The 20011-nt window shown below is 62.2% G+C and carries 20 protein-coding genes and 1 tRNA gene; all 21 read right to left on the reverse strand.

All coding sequences use genetic code 11. The features are described 5' to 3' along the window. The gene (locus tag A9971_RS22410; RefSeq protein WP_015636760.1) at positions 1-1011 is read right to left on the reverse strand and encodes a zinc-binding alcohol dehydrogenase; all 1011 of its coding nucleotides are present in this window, start codon (positions 1009-1011) and stop codon (positions 1-3) included. Beyond that, positions 1011-2354 (reverse strand): 3-phosphoshikimate 1-carboxyvinyltransferase, encoded by a 1344-nt coding sequence (locus tag A9971_RS22415; protein ID WP_183000009.1) that lies wholly within the window; start codon positions 2352-2354, stop codon positions 1011-1013. The genes A9971_RS22410 and A9971_RS22415 overlap by 1 nt, the downstream gene beginning before the upstream one ends. Further along, positions 2351-3559, reverse strand: a complete 1209-nt coding sequence (locus A9971_RS22420; RefSeq protein ID WP_259652283.1) for a Coenzyme F420 hydrogenase/dehydrogenase, beta subunit C-terminal domain — start codon at positions 3557-3559, stop codon at positions 2351-2353. Before A9971_RS22420 ends, A9971_RS22415 begins: the two co-directional genes overlap by 4 nt. Before the next feature lie 113 nt (positions 3560-3672). Next, positions 3673-4140, reverse strand: a complete 468-nt coding sequence (locus A9971_RS22425) for a GNAT family N-acetyltransferase (protein WP_019094547.1) — start codon at positions 4138-4140, stop codon at positions 3673-3675. Then, the gene (locus A9971_RS22430) at positions 4141-5076 is read right to left on the reverse strand and encodes a DMT family transporter (RefSeq protein ID WP_011062906.1); all 936 of its coding nucleotides are present in this window, start codon (positions 5074-5076) and stop codon (positions 4141-4143) included. A 10-nt stretch (positions 5077-5086) separates the two neighbouring features. Continuing rightward, on the reverse strand, positions 5087-7960 hold the full coding sequence (locus A9971_RS22435; protein WP_183000011.1) for an AMP-binding protein: 2874 nt from the start codon (positions 7958-7960) through the stop codon (positions 5087-5089). A gap of 21 nt (positions 7961-7981) precedes the next feature. Beyond that, positions 7982-9220: an aspartate aminotransferase family protein gene (locus A9971_RS22440; RefSeq protein ID WP_183000012.1), complete on the reverse strand. Its 1239-nt coding sequence runs from the start codon at positions 9218-9220 to the stop codon at positions 7982-7984. A 449-nt stretch (positions 9221-9669) separates the two neighbouring features. Continuing rightward, positions 9670-9745 (reverse strand) — tRNA-Lys (locus A9971_RS22445). Positions 9746-9808: 63 nt separating this feature from the next. Further along, positions 9809-10498 (reverse strand): 7-cyano-7-deazaguanine synthase QueC, encoded by a 690-nt coding sequence (gene queC / locus A9971_RS22450; protein WP_125062105.1) that lies wholly within the window; start codon positions 10496-10498, stop codon positions 9809-9811. 1 nt (position 10499) lies between these two features. Then, positions 10500-11147, reverse strand: coding sequence for a 7-carboxy-7-deazaguanine synthase QueE (gene queE, locus A9971_RS22455; RefSeq protein WP_011063011.1), 648 nt, complete (start codon positions 11145-11147; stop codon positions 10500-10502). 166 nt (positions 11148-11313) lie between these two features. Beyond that, positions 11314-12126 carry a tol-pal system protein YbgF gene (gene ybgF / locus A9971_RS22460; protein ID WP_011063012.1) on the reverse strand — a complete coding sequence of 271 codons (813 nt, stop codon included), beginning with the start codon at positions 12124-12126 and terminating at the stop codon, positions 11314-11316. Between the two features lie 6 nt (positions 12127-12132). Then, positions 12133-12630 (reverse strand): peptidoglycan-associated lipoprotein Pal, encoded by a 498-nt coding sequence (pal, locus tag A9971_RS22465; RefSeq protein ID WP_003227510.1) that lies wholly within the window; start codon positions 12628-12630, stop codon positions 12133-12135. A gap of 53 nt (positions 12631-12683) precedes the next feature. Next, complete coding sequence (gene tolB, locus A9971_RS22470; RefSeq protein WP_015636767.1) at positions 12684-13964, reverse strand: Tol-Pal system beta propeller repeat protein TolB; 1281 nt, start codon at positions 13962-13964, stop codon at positions 12684-12686. A gap of 17 nt (positions 13965-13981) precedes the next feature. Further along, complete coding sequence (tolA, locus tag A9971_RS22475) at positions 13982-15043, reverse strand: cell envelope integrity protein TolA (RefSeq protein WP_011063014.1); 1062 nt, start codon at positions 15041-15043, stop codon at positions 13982-13984. Next, positions 15043-15495 (reverse strand): protein TolR, encoded by a 453-nt coding sequence (gene tolR, locus A9971_RS22480; RefSeq protein ID WP_011063015.1) that lies wholly within the window; start codon positions 15493-15495, stop codon positions 15043-15045. The genes tolA and tolR overlap by 1 nt, the downstream gene beginning before the upstream one ends. 13 nt (positions 15496-15508) lie before the next feature. Next, positions 15509-16204, reverse strand: a complete 696-nt coding sequence (tolQ, locus tag A9971_RS22485) for a protein TolQ (RefSeq protein ID WP_011063016.1) — start codon at positions 16202-16204, stop codon at positions 15509-15511. Next, a complete protein-coding gene (gene ybgC, locus A9971_RS22490) occupies positions 16194-16661 on the reverse strand; it encodes a tol-pal system-associated acyl-CoA thioesterase (RefSeq protein WP_011063017.1) in 468 nt (155 codons plus the stop codon). The genes tolQ and ybgC overlap by 11 nt, the downstream gene beginning before the upstream one ends. A 138-nt stretch (positions 16662-16799) precedes the next feature. Beyond that, on the reverse strand, positions 16800-17858 hold the full coding sequence (ruvB, locus tag A9971_RS22495; protein ID WP_011063018.1) for a Holliday junction branch migration DNA helicase RuvB: 1059 nt from the start codon (positions 17856-17858) through the stop codon (positions 16800-16802). Continuing rightward, complete coding sequence (gene ruvA / locus A9971_RS22500) at positions 17859-18467, reverse strand: Holliday junction branch migration protein RuvA (RefSeq protein ID WP_183000013.1); 609 nt, start codon at positions 18465-18467, stop codon at positions 17859-17861. A 114-nt stretch (positions 18468-18581) separates the two neighbouring features. Then, a complete protein-coding gene (gene ruvC / locus A9971_RS22505) occupies positions 18582-19106 on the reverse strand; it encodes a crossover junction endodeoxyribonuclease RuvC (protein WP_053153455.1) in 525 nt (174 codons plus the stop codon). A gap of 129 nt (positions 19107-19235) precedes the next feature. Continuing rightward, positions 19236-19982 carry a YebC/PmpR family DNA-binding transcriptional regulator gene (locus A9971_RS22510; RefSeq protein WP_011063021.1) on the reverse strand — a complete coding sequence of 249 codons (747 nt, stop codon included), beginning with the start codon at positions 19980-19982 and terminating at the stop codon, positions 19236-19238. Positions 19983-20011 lie beyond the last annotated feature (29 nt).

Consider the following 20011-nt stretch of genomic DNA (forward strand, 5'->3'; position numbering starts at 1 on the left):
TCACGCTTCCCTGTGCTTGATCAGGTTGATTCCCGGGGCGAAGAACGCCGCGCCGTTGTAGTGCGCCAACGCCTGCCCCAGGTCCATCTCGACCCGCTGCAGGTGCTCCAGCCAATCCTTGCCGGCCACCAGGTAGTCGAGGCAACGAGCGATATTGCGCTCCACCGTGGCTTCCCCTGCCGGGCACTGCACGCTCTTGCGCCCGTGATGGTAGGCATCGTCGCGGTAACCGTTACCGCAGCGGGACACGTTGATGATGTCGATGTTGCCCATTTGCGGCGAGAGCTCCAGGGTCAGGCTGACCCGCCCGACATTCACCAGCCGCGAGCGGCCAGCCCCGTTGCCCTGCGGATTGAGCAGGGCCAGCAACCGCGGGAACAAGGCGCTGATATCAGCATCGATGCACAGGAAGATCCGGGTGAACTGCCCGGCCATCGCCCCCGGCTCGGCCAGCAGGTCGAGCACCTGCACCGGCAGGCCCGGGTCGATGGCGGCGGGGTTGAGGTCCGCGACCCAGATCCGCGCACCATGACAGGCCGCCACCAGGCTCAGCATCTTGCCCACCAGGCCCATGCCCACCACCAGGATCTGCTCCCCCGCCTGCAATTGCGCACGGTCCACCGCATGCACCGCAGTGGCACCCAGGGTGGCAAGAATCGCCTGGTCCTGGGTCAGTGGCGGCGGTACCTTGCACACCAGCCGCTGGGGCACCTGGATCCAGTTGGAATGGGTGGCAATCTTCCAGCCCATGGCCACCACCCGGTCCCCCGGCTGCACGCCTTCCACCTCGGGCCCTACGGCGCTAACCACCCCGGCCGCGCAATAGCCCAGCGGCAGTTGCTCGCCAGTCTCGCGTACCTGCTGCAGGTAATGACGCTCGGTGCCCGGGCTGACCATGGAGTAGTCCACCGCCACCTGCACTTCAGTGGCCGCCAGAGCGGCCAGAGGTTCATGCACGGCGATCACGCCGTCGGCGCCACAGGCGGTGAGTGTGTATCGACTGCTGCTCATCAGGCCTCCCGTCCGGTCAGGCGATCCAGGCACTGGGCAAACCCTGGAAATGAAGTCTGGTAGCAATGCCCTTCGAGGATGGTGGCCTGCAGCCCGTGAGCCAGCAGCAGGACGTGGGCGGTCATCGACAGGCGATGGTCGCCGAAAGTCGGGATCGCTCCCTGCACACTGGGCACCTGCCCTCCTTCCACCCGCACGTCATAGCCGTCGACCTGGTAGTCCAGGCCCAGGGCATTGAGCATGCTGCGGGTGGCGGCGATCCGGTCCGATTCCTTGAAGGTCAGCTCGTAGAGGTCACTGAAGGTCGCGCTGCCGGGCAGCACGCAGCTGATGGCCAGGGCCAGCGGCACTTCGTCGATCATTGCGTGGAACTGGTGCTTGTCGCGCAAGTCGTGAGCCCTGGGCTGGCCACCCCCGCGTAGCAGCAGGCGGCCCACCGGCTCGCCATGACGAATGCTGTCCACCTCCAGGGTCAGGTTGAAACCACAGGCCAGCAGCCAGTTGAAAAAGCCCAGGCGCGTAGGGTTCAGGCACACATTGTCGAAGCTCAGGCGCTGCTGCTCCTGGTGGCGGTTGCACAGCAGGAACAACGCCGCCGGATAGGCAATGGCCGAGGGGTCGCGAGGGATGCTGATCTCCTCGGGAATCGCGCAGTCCCGTGGCTGGTAGTGAATCTGCAACTGCTCGTCCTGCAGCCGGTCGCCAAAACTGTTGATGATGCGCTGGGTGTGATCCCGAGCCACCACCGGGTACCGGATCGACATCGGCTTGCGTGCCGCCACCCCGGCAAACAGCAAGGTGCTGATGGCCTGGGCGCTGCCGATGTGGATCTGCGCCGCGCCGCCGCGGAATGCAGCCTGGTGGATACGGATCGGCAGCGCGCCCGGACGCCCCAGGTACTCCAGGTGGGCGCCCATCTGGTTCAGGGGCTCGACGATCCAGTCGAAGGGACGGTTGCGCAGGGTTTCGTCGCCATCGACGATGCACGGCACATTGAGCCCCACCAGCATCCCGATCAGTAACCGCGCGGCCGCGCTGGAGGGCCCCAGGTCGACCCGCCGCTCGTGGGTCGCCAGGGCGAACTCACCGCTGATCTCCAGGGTCTGGGGCGTCTGCCCTGGCGTCACCTCAAGGCCCAGTTGCTGCAGGGCATCGAGCAACAGGGTCACCGCCTTGCCGCGGTTCAGGTCCCGCAGGCGCACCGGATGCCGGGCCAGGGCGGCAAACAGGATCATCCGATGGCTGATGGACTTGTCCGATGGCAGGTAGCCGTCGATGTTGGCCCAGACCTGCTGTTGGCGGCCGAGGGTGAAATCGATGGGCCGGTCCGGGTAATCGATCATGGGCTACTCCTGTATTTGGCGGGGTTGATCAGTTCGGCGTCGTCCACCAGCGCTTCGTCCTCGAAGTGGTCGCCCACCCCGGGGCCCGCGGGCAACACCAGCGGCTGGGTTTCATAGAAGCGCCGACGGTTCTTCTTGCGTTCAAGGCCGAGGTTGAAGCCCCCAAGGTCGACTCCCCAGCGTTCCAGCCGGCCATGGGTGATGGCGCTGTCCACCAGGGCCTGGCCCATCTCGGTGCGGATCAGCGCGCGGCCGTGTTTCTGTTCTTCGGAACCGTTGAGGCTGGCTTCGAAGATGTTGGGGTCGCCGTCACACACGCTGACGTCGGCCAGCCCGCTCATCCAGTCACCGCAACTGAGGCAGCGAAAGGTCTTGTTGTCTTTGAGCTTGCCGAGGATCTCCCAGAAATCGATGCCAAAGGTCTGGCTGTCCAGCAAGGTGACTTGCAGCCGGCCGGGGTAATCGCCTTCGCGGTACTTGATATCGCGCACCTGCTGCGGGTCTTGCCCCAGCACCTCGCTGATGATGCTGTGGGTGCCGGCCGGCAGGGTGTTGGAGGAGCAGGCGGTCTCGATCACGCAAATGATCCGGCTGCGGGCCCAGTGGCCGATGGCCGTGTCCCGGCGCTGCAGCTTGCGGATCGCCTGGACGTGGCAGGCCAGCCCCACCACGGCGATGCGCGCGTCCGGCTGCTGTTCGTAGCATTCGCGCAGGGCATTGAGGTAAGGCGCCAGCTGGTAGGTGGACTGGGCATTGTTGATGATCGCCGCTGCAGCGCTGCCCAGTTGCGGCGCGCTGCGCCAGCCCTGCCCGGGGTGACGGCCCATGGTCAGGGTCAGGTCCACGTCAAAGTGCTCCCGGGCGGTCAGCAGCAAGGTGGTGGCGGTACCGCCACTGGCCGAGCGCCGGACTATCTGCGGGTCGGTGGAGCGCGCACCGATGGCCTGGCGGCTGATCCCCAGCCAGCGCTCTTCGGCGCGGCGGGTACGGCCGAACAGTTCCAGTTCGGAGCGATCGGTGTCCGGCTGCAGCCCCGGGCACACCGCCAGGCACTCGGTGCAGCTTTCACAACTGTCGCCGATGCCCTCCAGCAGCGGCACCACCCGGTCCGGGTCGAAAACGATCACCTGCTGTGGGCACACCAGGGCGCAGGCGCCGCACCCGGCGCACAGATTCTGATCGAGCACCGTCAATTTCAATAACATCCCTGTCATCTTGGATAAGCCTCGTGTGCCGTTTTCCGGGTGCAGCCGGCCGCGCCCCCGCGAACCGGGGACGGGCAAGACCTGCTGTGCTGAAGTGGCCGCTGACGGTCAGCTCAAAGCGGGCGTTCCATCTTGATGATCTCGATGGACACCGGGCTGTTGCCGCGGCTGAAAGTGCCCTCGCCGATCTTCTGGAAGCCGTGGTAGGCATAGAAGCCTTCGGCCGTCAGGGTCGCCTCCAGGTAGGCCGAGCTGGCACCGCTGGCCCGCAGCCGAGCCAGCGCCACCTCCAGCAGACGGCTGCCCAGGCCACGCCTGGCCACATCGCCACGGATGAACAGCTTGCTGACCTCATTGCCGTCGAGTTCGACGAACCCTTCGATCTGCTCGCCCTCGGCCAGCCACAGCGATCCCTTTTCCACGGCTTCGCGGTAGGTTTCCGGGGAGCGCCCATCGAGCCACATGCGGATCTGCTGATCGCTGTATTCAGAGGTGCACAGGCGCTCTACCGAGTTGCGGTGGGCCTCGAAAATACCGATCAGATCGTCCGTGGTGGCCTGGCGTATCCGTACATTGCTCATTCAGCTGAACTCCACTTTCTTGGGGGCGGGGTGGTAGCGAAACTTGAAATTGATCAGGCTGCCCAGCATCACCAGGGCACTGCCGAGCATCAGGTGCAGGCTCAGGGGCGTTTCCCCCAGCCACACCGACAGGTAGCTGGCGCCGATGGGGTACAGCACGCCGACGTAGCCGGCGTTCTCGGCGCCCATGCGCTTGATCAGGTCGATGAACAGCACGAACACCAGCGCCGAGCACACCACCCCCAGGTACAGCAGGATGCCCAGATCGGCCAGGGTGCCCGGCAGTTGCAAGCCATGGCCGCCCAGCAACAGGCTGACGGCGTATAGAGCGCAGGCCCAGCCGGCCGCCACCTTGTTGATGTGCAAGGTGCCGAGCTGGCAGGTCTTCTGGATGTGCTCCGAAAGCACCGATCCGATGGCCACCGCCAGGAAGGAAGTCAGCCCCAGGGCCACTCCCGCCAGCGACAGCGGCCGCCCCGGATCGCCAAGCATGAACAGCCCCAGCCCGGCGATGCTCACCAGTGCGCCGAGCAGGTTGTGCAGGGCGACCGGCACATGCAGGAACAGGCGCTTGATGCCGATGATGTAGAAAATCACAAAGGCGCTGAGGCAGGCCATCTGCGCACTGCCCAGGTAAGCGGTGGCCAGGTAGGCCAGGCCGATGCCGGCATAGAAGTACACCGCCCCTACCCCGGCCATCAGCAAGTAGGCCTTGCGGGTTACCGGCTGCTGCGGGCCGGCGAACAGCCGTTGCCACAGCCACAGCACCCCGTAGGCAATGAGGAAGCGCAGCATCAGCGAAGAGCCGACATCGCTGTGTTCCACCTGCAGCGAAATGGCGATCCAGTTGGTGGACCAGATCAGCAGGCAGCCGAGGAAAATCAGCACGGCGACCAGTGAACGGGATTTCTTGTTGTTATCGGGTAAGGCGTTCATGGAGGTTTCTCTAGCTCAAGGCAGCGGTGATCCCGGTCAGCAGCGACTCCAGGCGTTCTTCGCCGAAGACCTGCGGGTCATAGTCGATTTTCAGCAGCAACTCGCCCGCGGCCAGGTAGCCGGTGAACTCCAGGTGATGGCTGGGGCTGCCCTGCATCAGTTGCAGGCTCAAGGGATGCACGCCGACCCGGGCCCCGGGCGGATTCTCCACGGCGCCCAGGAAGTTGTAGCTGTAGCCGCAATCGAACAGGCCCTTGAGGCGCTCGGCCTCGGGCGTGGCGAAATAACGGTTGCCGAAGCTGTGGGCAATGCCCTGGCTGGCTTGCTGGCCGGCCTTGATTTCCCTGGCGATCTGCTCCAGGTCCAGGCTGGCAACTTGCAGCACCAGCGGGTAGATCACCGTCAGCCAGCCGAACACGCTGTTGAGCTCGGCGCCGCTCTTGTCCAGGGCCCGCCCATGGTCGAGCAAATGGACTTTCTGGAACGGGTTGTCCTCGCTCTGGCTCATGGCGCGCAGGATGGCCGCCAGCAGCAACTGGCTGGTCTCGGCCACACCCCGGGCCCACTGCGGCAGGTCGCGGACCGGCCCCAGGCACAGTTCGGCTCGCCGAAAGGCCTCGCGCCGGGGAAACTCGGGGCGCTGCCCGGTCAACTGCGCGCAGCGATCCCAGGGCAGTGCTTCCCAGAACGCTTCATGGGTCGCCGCGGCATGCTCGCGCTGGTAGCTCTGCTGCCACTCCTCGAAGGCCGTCGGCCGCGGCCAGCTTTGCATGCACTCCAGGCCCTGCCCCAGGCATTCGTCCAGCTCGGAAACCAGCAGCATCCAGGAGTAGCGATCGACCTGGAACTGGTGCCCGGCAATGATCAGGTGATGGCCAGCGGCGTCCTGTTGCTGGCTGAAGCAGAAGAGTTGCCCCTGGCTCAGGGAGATGGCTGCGCAGGTCCGCTGCACCGCTTGCTGCAGATCCGTTCCGGCAGGCTGCAGCCCCTGATCCTGAACGCCCGCCTCGATAAAGTGATGGCGGAAAATTGCCCGCAGCGCCTGGCTGACTCGCTGTGGCTCCTGGCCGGCGGCTATGTCCAGCACCAGGGCCTGGTTCCAGTGATCCAGGTCGCTGATGCCGCGGCTCAGCAGGAAGCGGCGATTGGGCAGGCCCTCGACCTGCGGCCGGGAAACCCCGGGCCGGGCCTTGGCCGCCGCCGCATGCACCGGCAATTGCCCCAGGGCCTGATCCGACAGCAACTCTTCCAGGTCCAGCACCAGGCCCTTTCTCTTCAGCGTGGCCACCACCTGCAAGGCCCGCAGCGAATCACCGCCATTGTCGATAAAGCTCTTGGCCCGATCCGGGCTCTGCCCGCCAAGTACCTGGCCGATGGCTTGCCAGAATGGCTCCGGTGCGGCCTGTGCCGGCTCCGGCGCCGCCATGGCACGGGCAGCCAGTTGCGCCAACGCCTGCCGGTCGATCTTGTTGTTGCGGTTCAAGGCAAAACGCTCCACCAGCAGGAAGCGCGCCGGCACCCGTTGCGCCGGCAGTGCGGCCCTGGCGGCCTGACGCAGGAGGTCTTCGCCAAGGCTGGCGTCACGGGCAATGACAAAGGCCACCAGGGCCAGGTTGTCCCCGGCCTGATGGGCGATCACACAGGCTTCCCGTACCTGGGCCAGAGCCTTGAGCTCCGATTCCACCTGAACCAGGCTGACCTTCTGCCCGTTGATCTTGACGATGGAATCCTTGCGCCCCAGCAGGCGTATGGCGCCATCGGGCTGGCGGCACGCCAGATCACCGGTGGCGTAGCACTGGCGCTGCGAGTCCAGGGGGCTGGGCTGGGTCAGCTCGACGATCAGCCCGCTGGCCGGGTCCAGGCGCCGGGCCACCAGGGAAGAATAGAGCAGCAGTTCACCCACCCCTTCGCCGTAGGGCTGCCCCGGTTCCTTGGCAATGTCCAGGGTGACGCCGTCCACCGGCCGGTCCAGGGCCCAGGTCGGGTCCTGCAGCGTCTGCCCCTGGTCGATGCGGGCGTAGAGCGCGGTGGTGCATTCGGTCGGCCCGTAGGCGTTGAACAGCTGCGAGCCTGGGGCAAAGGCGTGGTTGAAGCGCTGGATGTCCGAGGGGTGGATGATCTCGCCGCCGATCACCAGTTGCTTGGGCCGGGCATAGATGGCGCTCGCATCGGTGTAGAAGGCACGCAGATAGGGCACCGTCATATGCAACACATCGATGTCATGTTCGGCGATCAGCGCCTCGACTGCGGCGAAGTCATGCTCCCGGGGGTTGAGGCTGCACAGGGTGGCGCCAGTCTTCAGGCTGGCGAAGATGTCCATCAGGCCGGCGTCCCACCCCGCGGAAGCCAGTTGCAGCACACGCTGCCCGGGGCCGATTCCAACATAGCCGATGTAGTTGTCGATGTGCCGGCCCAGGGCCTCGATGCGCTGCACTATGGCCTTGGGCTCGCCAGTGGAGCCGCTGGTGAAGATCACGTAGTCCTGGCAACGCAACGGGTATTCCCGGCCAGGGGGCACGGGCCGGGGTTGCAGGTGCTGCAGGTCGAGCACCGGCAAGGAACGGGTCAGTTGTGAACCAGGCCGTGTCGTGCCATTGAGGACCAGGTTCACGCCCAGGTGCTGGAGCACCGGCATCAACTCGTCGAGGTTGCTCGCCGGGTCGATGAACACCACTCGCCGGGCGGCGGACAAGGCCGCGATCAACGCCGCATACATGGCCCGGCCATGGCTGGCATACAGCGCCAGCACCGGCTCCGGCAACCCTTGCAGCTCGGCGCTGACCCCCTCTCGCAACTGGTCGAGCGCGGCAAAGCCAAGGCTGCCCTGGACATCGATGACACCCGCAACATCGGTACCCGCCATGCGGGTAAAAGCCTGCAACATGATATCCCTGCCTTGTTGTTATTAGAGGGAGCGACAAACGCCCTGCAGTGTCTGCATGAATGCCTGGATTTCCTGCTGGGAGATGCTCAGTGGCGGGGTCAGCTTGACCGTCGCCGGATTGCGCCCGCCGGTGCGCACGATCACCCCGTGCTCCAGCAGCCGGTTGCGCAGCGCCAGTACATCAGCGCCCTGGCCCTGGCCCTCGAAATCGAAGGCGAGCATCATGCCGCGGCCGCGCACATTGACCACTCGCGCGTCCTGGGCCCCCAGGCCTTCCAGGGCCTGGCGCAGGTACGCGCCGTTGCTCGCCGCCCACTGCCAGGGCTGTTCCTGGTGGTAGATATCCAGCACCTTGGAAGCCACGGCACAGGCCAGCGACATCTGGGTGAAGGTGGAGGAATGCTCGGCATAGCCCAGGCAGTCCACCAGTTCCGGGCGGCCTACCACCGCGGAAATCGGCAAGCCATTGCCCAGGGCCTTGCCCAGCACCAACAGGTCCGGCAGCAGTTGCGGGTTGCTGAAAAACGGCGTCCCGGTGCGGCCAAAACCGGTGTAGATCTCATCGAAGATGGTGATCACGCCGAAGGTCCTGCCCAGTTCGACAATCGCTTCGAGCAGCTCCAGGGGCACCGGATACATGCCCTCTGCTGCCTGGATCGGCTCGATGATCAGCGCCGCGGGCAAGCAATTGGCCTGCTGCGCCTGGCGCAGATCCTCGGCCAGTTGCTCGCGCCACAAGGCGGCCAGGGCCGGGTCCTGGTCGGCGTCATAGTCCAGGGCCAGGGCGGTCAGTTGCAGGCTGTCGCCACCGGCCAGGTGCTTGCGAAAACCGCGGTTGGAGGTCACCGACAGGGCGCCCTGGGTCTTGCCATGGAAGGAATTGTGGAAATACACCACGCCCTGGCGTCCGGTAGCGGCGCGGGCGATTTTCAGCGCCACCTCGATTGCCTCGGCACCGGTGACCGCGCCAAACACCGAAGCCTGCGCATAGGGCACCAGCCCCTCCAGCTTGGCGACCACTTCATGGCGCTGCGGGTTGTCGATGTTCCAACCGGTATGGATCAGCAGTTCGGATTGACGCTTGAGGACTTCGACCAGGTCATCGCGCTGATAACCCAGGTTGGCGGCACCGCTGCCACCGGACATGTCGAGGAAGGATTTGCCCTGCTCATCGTAGAGAAAGCACCCCTTGCCACGAATGACGGAAGGGCTGGAGGGGGCACTGCGCCTAACGGATATTGCAACTGCTTCTGTGAACATCCTGTCACCTTGAGTAAGCCGGGCTTGTGACTCACGCACAGACTCAGGGACAGATTCGTACAGGCAGGGCAAAGCCCTGCTGACTGCGAAGTTACCGACCCTGGTATGTGTTCTCCTTGCCAGGGACGCAACCCCTGTCGGCAATGGCGGCAAGATTTACGCGGGAGGCATTTGTGCTGTCAACGAGCCCCGCACTTATTCTGAATTTAAAGCGATAACCCCTGAAAAAAAGGGGGAATTCAGATAAAGCCCCTGAATTTATCAAGGTTTTTAGAGATGAGTCCGGCTACCGGCAAAAGGCCAGCCTCTGCAGAAGAGTTGATATTCAAGCAGTGAGAAGAAGGCAAGCTGAGCAGCTGAGTGGCGGGATCACGGTTTTTTGCAAGGCAAAAAAAAACCCGGAAATCCTCACTTTCGTGGGCCTTCCGGATTTTCTAAACCGCCAAATATGGTGGGTCGTGTGGGATTCGAACCTACGACCAATTGGTTAAAAGCCAACTGCTCTACCAACTGAGCTAACGACCCGCTGTGTGGTGGCGCGTATAATACTGATTTCTAACGGGAATTCAACACCCTATATGAAAAAAATCAAAAATAAGGTGTTGGATCACTGATTCCGGCCGCCCTGAAGCCTTCAGCACGCAAACGGCAGCTGTCACATTTGCCGCACGCGTGGCCGCTATCGTCTGCCTGATAGCAGGAAACCGTCAGCCCGTAATCAACCCCCAGGCGCACCCCGGCCTGGATGATCTCGGCCTTGCTGAGGTTCTGCAGCGGCGCCTGGATACGAAAGCCCTGCCCTTCGACACCGGCCTTGGTCGCCAGGTTGGCCATGCGCTCGAAGGCTTCGACGAACTCGGGACGGCAATCCGGATAACCGGAATAATCCACCGCATTGACACCGATGAAGATATCCCGCGCGTGCAGGACTTCCGCCCAGCCCAGGGCCAGGGACAGGAAGACGGTGTTGCGTGCCGGCACGTAGGTGACAGGAATGCCCTCCCCCGGCGCCTCTGGCACCTCGATGGTGCTATCAGTCAGTGCCGAGCCGCCAATACCGTTGAGGTTCAGGCCGATCACCTTGTGCTCCACCACACCGAGGTCCCGGGCCACGCGCTCGGCGGCGTGCAACTCGGCCCGATGGCGCTGGCCGTAATCGAAGCTCATGGTGTAGCAGCGGTAGCCTTCGGCGCGAGCCATGGCCACCACGGTGGCAGAGTCCAGGCCACCGGACAGCAGGATCACGGCACGCTTTTCACTCGATGCTTGTTCAGTCATGTCAGCGCCCCGGCTCGTCATTCCAAAGGTATTTATGCAGCTGCAGTTGCAGACGTACTGGCAGGTTGTCGGCGACGATCCAGTCCGCCAGGTCTCGTGCATTCAAGTCATGGTGGCTGGGCGAAAACAGCACTTCGCCGGCGCGTCGCTCAAGACCGTACTGGATCAGCTTGGACACCGCCCAGTCATAGTCCTCGCGGGAGCAGATGACAAACTTGACCTGGTCGTTGGCGGTCAGCAGCTCGATATTCTCGTAGCGGTTGCGGTGCGCTTCCTTGGAGCCGGGAGTCTTGAGATCAAGGATCCGGCTGACGCGCGGGTCCACCGCAGAGATATCCAGGGCACCGCTGGTTTCCAGCGAGACCTCGTAGCCGGCATCGCACAAGTGCTGGAGCAAGGGAATGGCATTGGGCTGGGCCAGAGGCTCGCCACCAGTGACGCAGACGTAGCGAGGGCGGAAACCGGCAACCTGCTCCAGCAGGCTATCGAGGGTCCGCTGGCTACCGCCGCTGAACGCGTAGGCACTGTCGCAGTATTGGCAACGCAACGGGCAACCGGTCAGGCGCACAAAAACCGTGGGCAGCCCGGCAGTCCGAGTTTCCCCCTGCAACGAGTAGAAAACTTCGGTGATTCTCAATGTGTCTTGCATAGTCGCCACGGGCGTAACAGCTAAACAGGCTGTCCGCCTCCGTCAGGCACTTCAAGGAACCCCGCCATCGCGCAGATCCCAGGAAGCGTGTTTCAGAAAAAGGGCATGGATTCTAACGAAAAAACCCGCGACAAGCGCGGGTTTCTTGTAACGGAGGCCAACGCACTTACATGCGCTGCAGGTCCCGTTGGGCCAACTGAGCGGCGGAAGTGCCCGGATACTGGGCCACCACCTGCTGCAGGATGCCCTTGACCCGGTCGGTGTGACCGAGACGACGCTCTACGTCAGCCAGCTTGTACAGCGAATCCGGCACCTTGGCGTGCTTGGGATACAGCTGGGAAACCTTGGCAAATGCCTGGCCCGCGCCTTGCAGGTCGCCTTTGGCCAGGTTCACTTCACCCAACCAGTACTGGGCATTGCCGGCGTACTGGCTGTTGGGGTACTTGCGCAGGAATGCCGAGAAGGCCTGGCTGGCCTTGTCGAAATCCTTGGCCTTGATCAGGTCGAAGGCAGCATCGTAGTAGAGCTTTTCCTTGGCCGGATCACCGGGTTCGCTACTGGCGGCTGGAGCCTGAGCAGCGGCACCGGCAGCGCTGTTATCGCCACCGGCAGAAGAATTCTCAGGAGTTGCGGCAGGTGCGACACCGCTTCCTATGCGTCGATCAAGATCCTGGTAACGCTCCAGGCTTTCTTGCTTCATCCGCGCTACATCATTTTGCAGAACTTCGATCACACCCTGTTGGCGTGCAATCTGTTCCTGCATTTGCTGCAGTTGCTGGAACAGCTCGCCCTGTGCCGAGACAGGGGTCGAAACCCCTCCCCCGGCATAGGCGCCGTTCGTGCCATAACCCGCTGGCGGATAACTGCTCCCGCTATTGTTATAGCCGGAGTTGTTATCGACCACAGGAACCGCAGACCACGCCGCAAGCGGCGTGAGACTGAGAGCCAAAATAGTTACAGCACGACGGCACGTTCGCATGACGAATTACTTACGCAGTTCGACGCGACGGTTTTGAGCCCAGGACTGCTCGTCGTGGCCAGTAGCAACTGGACGCTCTTTACCGTAGGAAACCAGCTCCAGCTGTGCAGGGGAAACGCCCTGCAGAACCAGGTAGCGCTGAACGGCTTTAGCACGACGCTCGCCCAGAGCCATGTTGTACTCACGAGTACCACGTTCGTCGGTGTTGCCTTCCAGAACAACGCGAGCGCCGTTTGCTTTCAGGTCTTTGGCGTGAACGTCCAGAGCGCGCATGGCTTCTGGCTTCAGGTCCGAGCTGTCGTATTCGAAGTAGAAGGTGGTGATTGCGCGCAGAGCAGCTTCTTCGCTCAGGGAGCCATCAACAGCACCGGTGTTAGCGCCGTAACCAGCGTTTGGATCAACAGCGCCTTCACCGGCATTGTCGCCGCCTTTGGAGGAGCAACCTACAGCCACAGCCATGGCCAGAGCCAGCGCAGCAAACTTACCAAACTTCAACATTTCCATCGTGAAACTCCTAATGAACCCCAGTGTGTTAAGTGAAACATTGTAGCGCCGCGTCAGTTCAGGTAAGGGGACCAGGACGGTTCTCTGACTTCGCCTTGAGCGGTAGGAAGCGGGAGCCTCACACGTCCATTAATGGACACGAGCATCAAGACTCCCCGGCCCTGCTGGCGGGTGGCGTAGATTACCATGGTGCCGTTGGGCGCAACAGTAGCTGACTCATCAAGGTTAGTGTCTGTAAGGATTTTTACGCTACCGCGCTGCAAATCCTGAGCCGCTACCCGGAAGTTGGTGAAACCATCCTGGCGGTGAATCATTACCAGGGTCTTTTCGTCAGCAGAAAGTTTCGGGTTGGCGTTGTAGTTACCAATAAAGGTCACACGCTCGGCGCCACCGCCATTGATATTGCTTTTATAGACTTGCGGCTTGCCGCCACGGTCGGAGGTGAAATAGATGGTGGAACCATCCTTGCCCCAGAACGGTTCGGTGTTGATGCCCGGGCCACTGGTGACGCGGCTGATCTGCCGGGACGCCATGTTCATCACATAGATATCCGGGTTGCCGTCCTTGGACAGCACGAACGCCAGGCGGGTGCCATCTGGCGACCAGGCTGGAGCACCGTTCAGGCCTTCGAAGTTGGTGATCTGCTCACGACGCCCGGTATCGATGTGCTGGACGAAGATGCGCGGGCGCTTCTGCTCGAACGACACGTACGCAATGCGCTTGCCATCCGGAGCAAAGCGCGGCGACAGGATCGGCTCGCGAGACTGCAACAGGGTTACCGCCCGAGCACCGTCGTAGTCCGAACGCTGCAGGGTGTAACGGGTGTTGTTCACCGAGAAACGCTCAGCCGTCACATACAGCAGGCGCGTAGAGAACGCCCCCTTGATGCCGGTGAGTTTTTCAAAGGACTGGTCGGAAATGTAGTGCGACATGTCCCGCAGTTGATCAACGCTGCCCGACACGCTGCCGGTCAGCACTTGCTGCTCGGTCGCGACGTTGAACAGCGCGTACTGCACCTGCAGGCGACCGCCGGCTGGAACAATGCTGCCGACCATCACGTACTGCGCGCCCAGGGCTTTCCAGTCGCGGAAAATGACTTCGCTGGCCTGGGTCGGCAAGCTGATCATGTTCTGCTTTGGAATCGGTGCGTAGTAACCCGAGTTGCGCAGGTCATCACCGATGATCTGTGCCATGTCGTCCGGCAGCACGCTGCCGCCCTGCCAGCCAAACGGCACTACCGCAATCGGCGTCGCCCGATCACTGCCACTGGTGACCAGAATGTTTTTTTCATCCGCTGCCGCTATCCCTGCCATACAGCAAATAACGACAAGCATTCCTCGAAGAAGGTTTCTCACAAGGCTAGATCCTCAGGTGTGAATGTCATCTTGAATGAACGATAGGGCGCGAAATCCTTCGGACTCAAACCCTGCATTTCTGTCAAACGCCCAATGTTCTTGACTGCCGCCACCGCCGAAGCGTCGAACGGACCATCACCACTGGACTTGATCACGCTGACCGTGGTCACCGTGCCATCAGGCAACATGCCGATCCGCAGTTCCACCGTCATGCCCTTGCGCGCCGAAGGAGGACGAGCCCAGCCTTCCGCCGCACGAATGCGAATCAGGTCATCGAAACTGCCTGCGACACTGTCACCCACCTCATCCGACTTGGTGGCTTCACGCTCCGGCTTATCGGACAGCAAGTCCGCCAGGGCCTGGGCCTTTTTCTCTTCGGCAGATTTGCGCGCTGCTTCCTGGGCCTTCTTCTTCGCAGCGTCGGCCGCAGCTTTCTTCTTGGCATCCTCGGCGATCTTTTTCTTCGCCTCGTCTGCTTCAGCTTTTTTCTTCGCGTCTTCCGCGGCTTTCTTCTTCGCGTCTTCGACGATTTTCTTCTTCGCTTCTTCAGCGGCCTTTTTCTTGGCCTCTTCTTCAGCAGCTTTCTTGGCTTCTTCTTCGGATTTCTTCTTGGCTATATCAGCCAATTGTTTCTCTTCAGCCTTTTTCGCTTCTGCGGCTTTCTTGGCATCATCCGCCTTCTTCGCCTCATCGGCTTTCTTGGCCTCATCGGCCTTTTTCGCTTCCTCGGCTTTTTGAGCAGCCTCTTCTTTCTTTTGTTCCGCGGCCTTGATCTCTTCCTGCTCGACCTTCTTCTGCTCCAACTGTTCGGCTTCGGTCTGGCGCGCGGCGGATTTCTTCGCCTCACCCGCAATCTTGTGATTGGTCTGGGTGGTTGCCGGACTCTTGGATTTGAGCTGGTACAGGGTCGCTTGAACGATCGGCTTGGCCGGGGGCAGTTCCGGGGTCATGGCAAAGCTGACGAACAGCATGCCAAACACCAGCACGTGCAGGGCAATTGCCCAGACACTAGGCCAGAAGTAGCTTTCCGAGGCGGACGGCTCTCGCTGTTGGTGCATCAGGGCGCCTCGGTAATCAGGCCAACGTTACCGACTCCGGCTTTCTGCAGGCCGCCCATGGCACCCATCACGGCGCCGTAGTCGACGGATTTATCACCGCGAATGAACACCTGGGTGTGTTTGCCGCCTTCATTGCCGGCACGAATGATCTTGGTCACCGCGTCGGTCATTTGCGGCAAGGTCATCGCCTTGTCCTGTTGCTTTTCGGTGTCGACTTCGCTGCCAAGGTTCCAGTAGTAGGTCTTGTCAGCCTTGATCGAGATGGTCAGCACCTGGGTGTTGTTGTCCTGGGGCAAGGCTTCGCTGGAAACCTTGGGCAGGTCAACTTTCACGCCCTGGTTGAGCATCGGCGCGGTCACCATGAAGATAACCAGCAGTACCAACATCACGTCGATGTAAGGCACCACGTTCATCTCGGCAACCGGCTTGCGTTTGTGGCGAACTCGGGCCATGGGTTTTACCTGCTCACTCTTCGCTGGTGTGCACTTTACGGTGCAGGATCGCCTGGAACTCGTCGGCGAAGGTGTAGTAACGGCTGATCAGCGTCTCGCCACGAGCGGCGAAGCGGTTGTAGGCGATCACCGCCGGGATGGCCGCGAACAGGCCGATGGCCGTGGCGATCAGTGCTTCGGCGATACCCGGGGCTACGGTAGCCAGGGTCGCTTGCTGGGCCTGAGCCAGGCCGCGGAAGGAGTTCATGATCCCCCAGACGGTACCGAACAGGCCGATGTACGGGCTGACGGAACCGACAGTGGCGAGGAACGGCAGGCTCTGCTCGAGCTTTTCTTCTTCGCGGGAAATCGCTACGCGCATGGCACGGGCCACGCCTTCCATGACCGCTTCAGGATCGACACCCGGTTGCTGGCGCAGGCGGGAGAACTCCTTGAAACCGGCACGGAAGATCTGCTCCACGCCGGAATCCGGATCAGGGTTGCTGCCCGCCTGGCGGTACAGCTTGGACAGGTCGATACCGGACCAGAAGCGCTCTTCGAAGCTCTCCAGGGCACGTCGACCGGCACGCAGCAGGTTGCTGCGCTGAAAGATCATGATCCATGAAGTCACCGATGCGGCAACCAGGGTCAGCATTACCAACTGCACTACAACGCTGGCATTGCTGACCAGGCTCCACATGGAGGAATGGTCGACGACGTTAGCTTCCACGCTTTATCTCCTGCTCTGAGTGTGTACCCGCGCTGCTCTCGTCGGCAAAGGCCGTACGCAGAGCGTCTGGAATGGCGCGGGGTTTGAAATTGTCGGCGCGCACACAGGCCACCAGGAACTGCCCTTCACAGAGCAGTGCATTGTCTTTGGCTCGCCTGACCTGCTGAGTGAAGCGCAGGCTGACCCGGTTCAATTCGGTAACTTGGGCACTGACCAGAAGTTCGTCGTCCAGTCGCGCCGGCGCGTGATAACGCGCTTCGCTGGAGTGCACGACAAATAACAGGTTCTCCCCCACCAGCTGCGACTGGGCAAAGCCCAGGTGTCGTAGCCGCTCGGTTCGAGCCCGCTCCATAAACTTAAGGTAATTAACGTAATACACGATGCCGCCGGCATCGGTGTCCTCGTAATAAACGCGACAACGATGTGCGAATGGCTCAAGCCCGTTTTGCGCGCGCATACTCTAGTGCTTACTCCTCAGGTTGCCAATCCGGCCAGGCAACTGTTTTTTCATTCTTGTACGACTTTTCGTGATGTTTTAACCATGCCAGTCCCTAGGACAGCACAAACCCCGAATAAATCGACAAAGAGCGGGTTATTAATCGTCCACGGCATCGAGGAATTCGTCTACCACGGGCATGTCCCCCATTCGTGACGGAATGTTAAGACCGAAGTGCAGGTAGGCATGCCGGGTCACCACACGGCCACGGGGGGTGCGCATGATATAGCCCTGCTGGATCAGGTACGGCTCCAGCACATCCTCGATGGTATGGCGCTCTTCACTGATGGCCGCGGCCAGGCTGTCGACCCCCACCGGTCCGCCGTCGAACTTCTCGATCATGGTCAGCAATAGACGTCGGTCCTGGTGGTCGAAGCCACGTTCATCGACGTCCAGCAGGTTCAGCGCCAGGTCGGCGATCGGTTTGGTGATATGCCCCTTGGCCCGCACCTCGGCGAAATCCCGCACCCGACGCAGCAGGCGGTTGGCGATCCGCGGAGTGCCCCGGGCACGGCGCGCGACCTCGAAGGCGCCTTCCGGATCCAGGGGCAAACCAAGAATGCCCGCGGAACGGCTGACAATGGTTGCCAGGTCCGCAGTGCTGTAGAACTCCAGGCGCTGGACGATGCCGAAGCGGTCCCGCAGCGGGTTGGTCAGCATCCCCGCACGCGTGGTTGCCCCTACCAGGGTGAACGGCGGCAGATCGAGCTTGATCGAGCGCGCCGCAGGGCCTTCGCCGATCATGATGTCGAGCTGAAAATCTTCCATGGCCGGGTACAGCACTTCTTCGACAATCGGCGAAAGCCGGTGAATCTCGTCGATGAACAGTACGTCGTGAGGCTCAAGATTGGTCAGCAAGGCCGCCAGATCGCCAGGGCGCTCCAGCACCGGGCCGGACGTACTCTTGATCGACACCCCCATTTCCTCGGCGATGATGTTGGCCAGGGTGGTCTTGCCCAGGCCCGGGGGACCGAAGATCAGGGTGTGGTCCAGGGACTCGTTGCGCCCACGGGCGGCCTGGATGAACAGCTCCATCTGCTCGCGCACGCTAGGCTGGCCGATGTAGTCGGCCAGGCTGACCGGACGAATCGCCCGGTCCTGGATTTCCTCGCGCTCACGGGGGCCCGTGGCGGCGATCAGACGGTCGGCTTCAATCACTTAAATCATTCCCTTCAGGGCTCGGCGGATCATGTCTTCACTGCTCAAACCTTTGTCTTTGATCGCGGATACGGCCTTGCTGGCTTCCTGCGGCTTATAGCCCAGGGAGATCAGCGCGCTGACCGCGTCCGACTCGGCGCTGGCCACTGGCGCCGGCGCATCCGGCTGGTTCGGCACCAGGGCAAACATGCTCGGCACGGCTTCCCAGGCCTTGAAACGGTCCTTGAGTTCTACCAGCAGGCGCTCGGCGGTCTTCTTGCCGACTCCGGGCACCTTGGTCAGGGCCGAGGTGTCCTGGGCCTGCACGCAACGCACCAGCTCATCCACCTCAAGGCTGGACATCAACGCCAGGGCCAGTTTCGGGCCCACACCATTGAGACGGATCAACTCGCGGAAAAACTCTCGCTCGCGCTTGCTGGCAAAACCGTAGAGTAACTGCGCATCCTCACGGACAACCAAATGGGTGTGCAGGGTCAGGGGCTCGCCGACCGACGGCAGGCGATACAGGGTGGTCATCGGCACTTCGACTTCATATCCCAGCCCGTTTACATCAAGAATCAGGTGCGGCGGCTGTTTCTCAGCCAGGGTGCCGCGCAAGCGTCCAATCACGTTTCAGATCCTTAGGCGATGGCCAGCCCGCAGCTGGCGACTCGTTGGGCGAGCGTCTGCGCCGGCTACCCAGGTGCAAAACGCTCAATCCCTAAAATGACTGCGCTGATGCTATCAGAGACGCAGGCGGCCGCCACGACTGCGTGCTGTCCCCAGACCATGGGGCAGCAGGCTGGAACGGGTATGAGCGTGACAGATGGCAATGGCCAGGGCGTCCGAGGCATCGATCTGCGGCTTGGTGGTCAGCTTGAGCAAGTGCATGACCATCATCTGCACCTGTTCCTTGTTGGCCCCGCCAGTGCCGGCCACGGCCTGCTTGACCTGGGTGGCGGTGTACTCGGCAATCTCCAGCCCCTCTTCGGCACCGGCAACGATCGCTGCCCCCCGCGCCTGGCCGAGCTTGAGCGCCGAGTCGGCGTTGCGCGCCATGAACACCTTCTCGATCCCCATGGTCACCGGACCGTAGGTCTGGATCACTTCACGCACCCCGCGATAGACGATCTGCAGCCGGTCGGGCAGCTCGCCCCCCCCGGTACGGATACAGCCAGAGGCCACGTACACACAGCCGCGCCCCGTGTCTCGAACCACGCCATAACCGGTAATGCGCGAACCGGGGTCGATGCCAAGAATAAGAGTCATAACGCCTGCTGCTTGAATAAAGAGGCTTGCCGGCCAGGACCGGAACAGCGAAAAGGCAGAAGCCGGAAGCGCCCTGCCGCGCAATGATCACGGCTTCGCACCTCCGGCCTCAAGGTTAGTGCAGTTGAATCAGCCGAGTTGCTCGGCGACCGACTCTGGAATATCCGCGTTGGAATAGACGTTCTGCACATCATCCAGGTCTTCCAGCATGTCGATCAGCTTGAGGACCTTCTCGGCGCCTTCCAGGTCCAGTTCGGCACTGGTGGTCGGCAGCATGACGATTTCCGCGTCCGCAGCAGTAAAACCCGCCGCTTCCAAGGCATTGCGCACGCCATAGAAACCGGCGAACGAGGTGAACACGTCGATCGAACCGTCTTCGTTGCTGACCACATCGTCGGCATCGGCTTCCATCGCCGCTTCCATCAAGGCGTCTTCATCGACACCTTCGGCGAAGGTGATCTGCCCCTTGCGCTCGAACAGGTAGGCCACCGAACCGTCGGTACCCAGGTTGCCGCCACACTTGCTGAAGGCATGACGAACAGCTGCCGCGGTGCGGTTGCGGTTGTCGGTCATGCACTCGACCATCACCGCCACGCCGTTGGGGCCGTAGCCTTCATAGGTCAGCTCGACCACATCGTCGCTGCCGGCAGCGCCGGTGCCACGGGCGATGGCCCGATCGATGATGTCGCGGCTCATGTTGGCACCCAGGGCCTTGTCCAGGGCCAGGCGCAGGCGTGGGTTGGAGTTGGGATCGCCGCCGCCCTGACGGGCCGCGACAGTCAGCTCACGAATCCACTTGGTGAAAATCTTGCCTCTCTTGGCATCCTGACGCTCTTTGCGGTGCTTGATGTTCGCCCACTTGGAATGACCTGCCATAACTTGCTCCAAATTCTCTTTGAAACATT

The organism is Pseudomonas sp. UME65 (assembly GCF_014170225.1).
GTDB classification, from domain to species: domain Bacteria; phylum Pseudomonadota; class Gammaproteobacteria; order Pseudomonadales; family Pseudomonadaceae; genus Aquipseudomonas; species Aquipseudomonas protegens.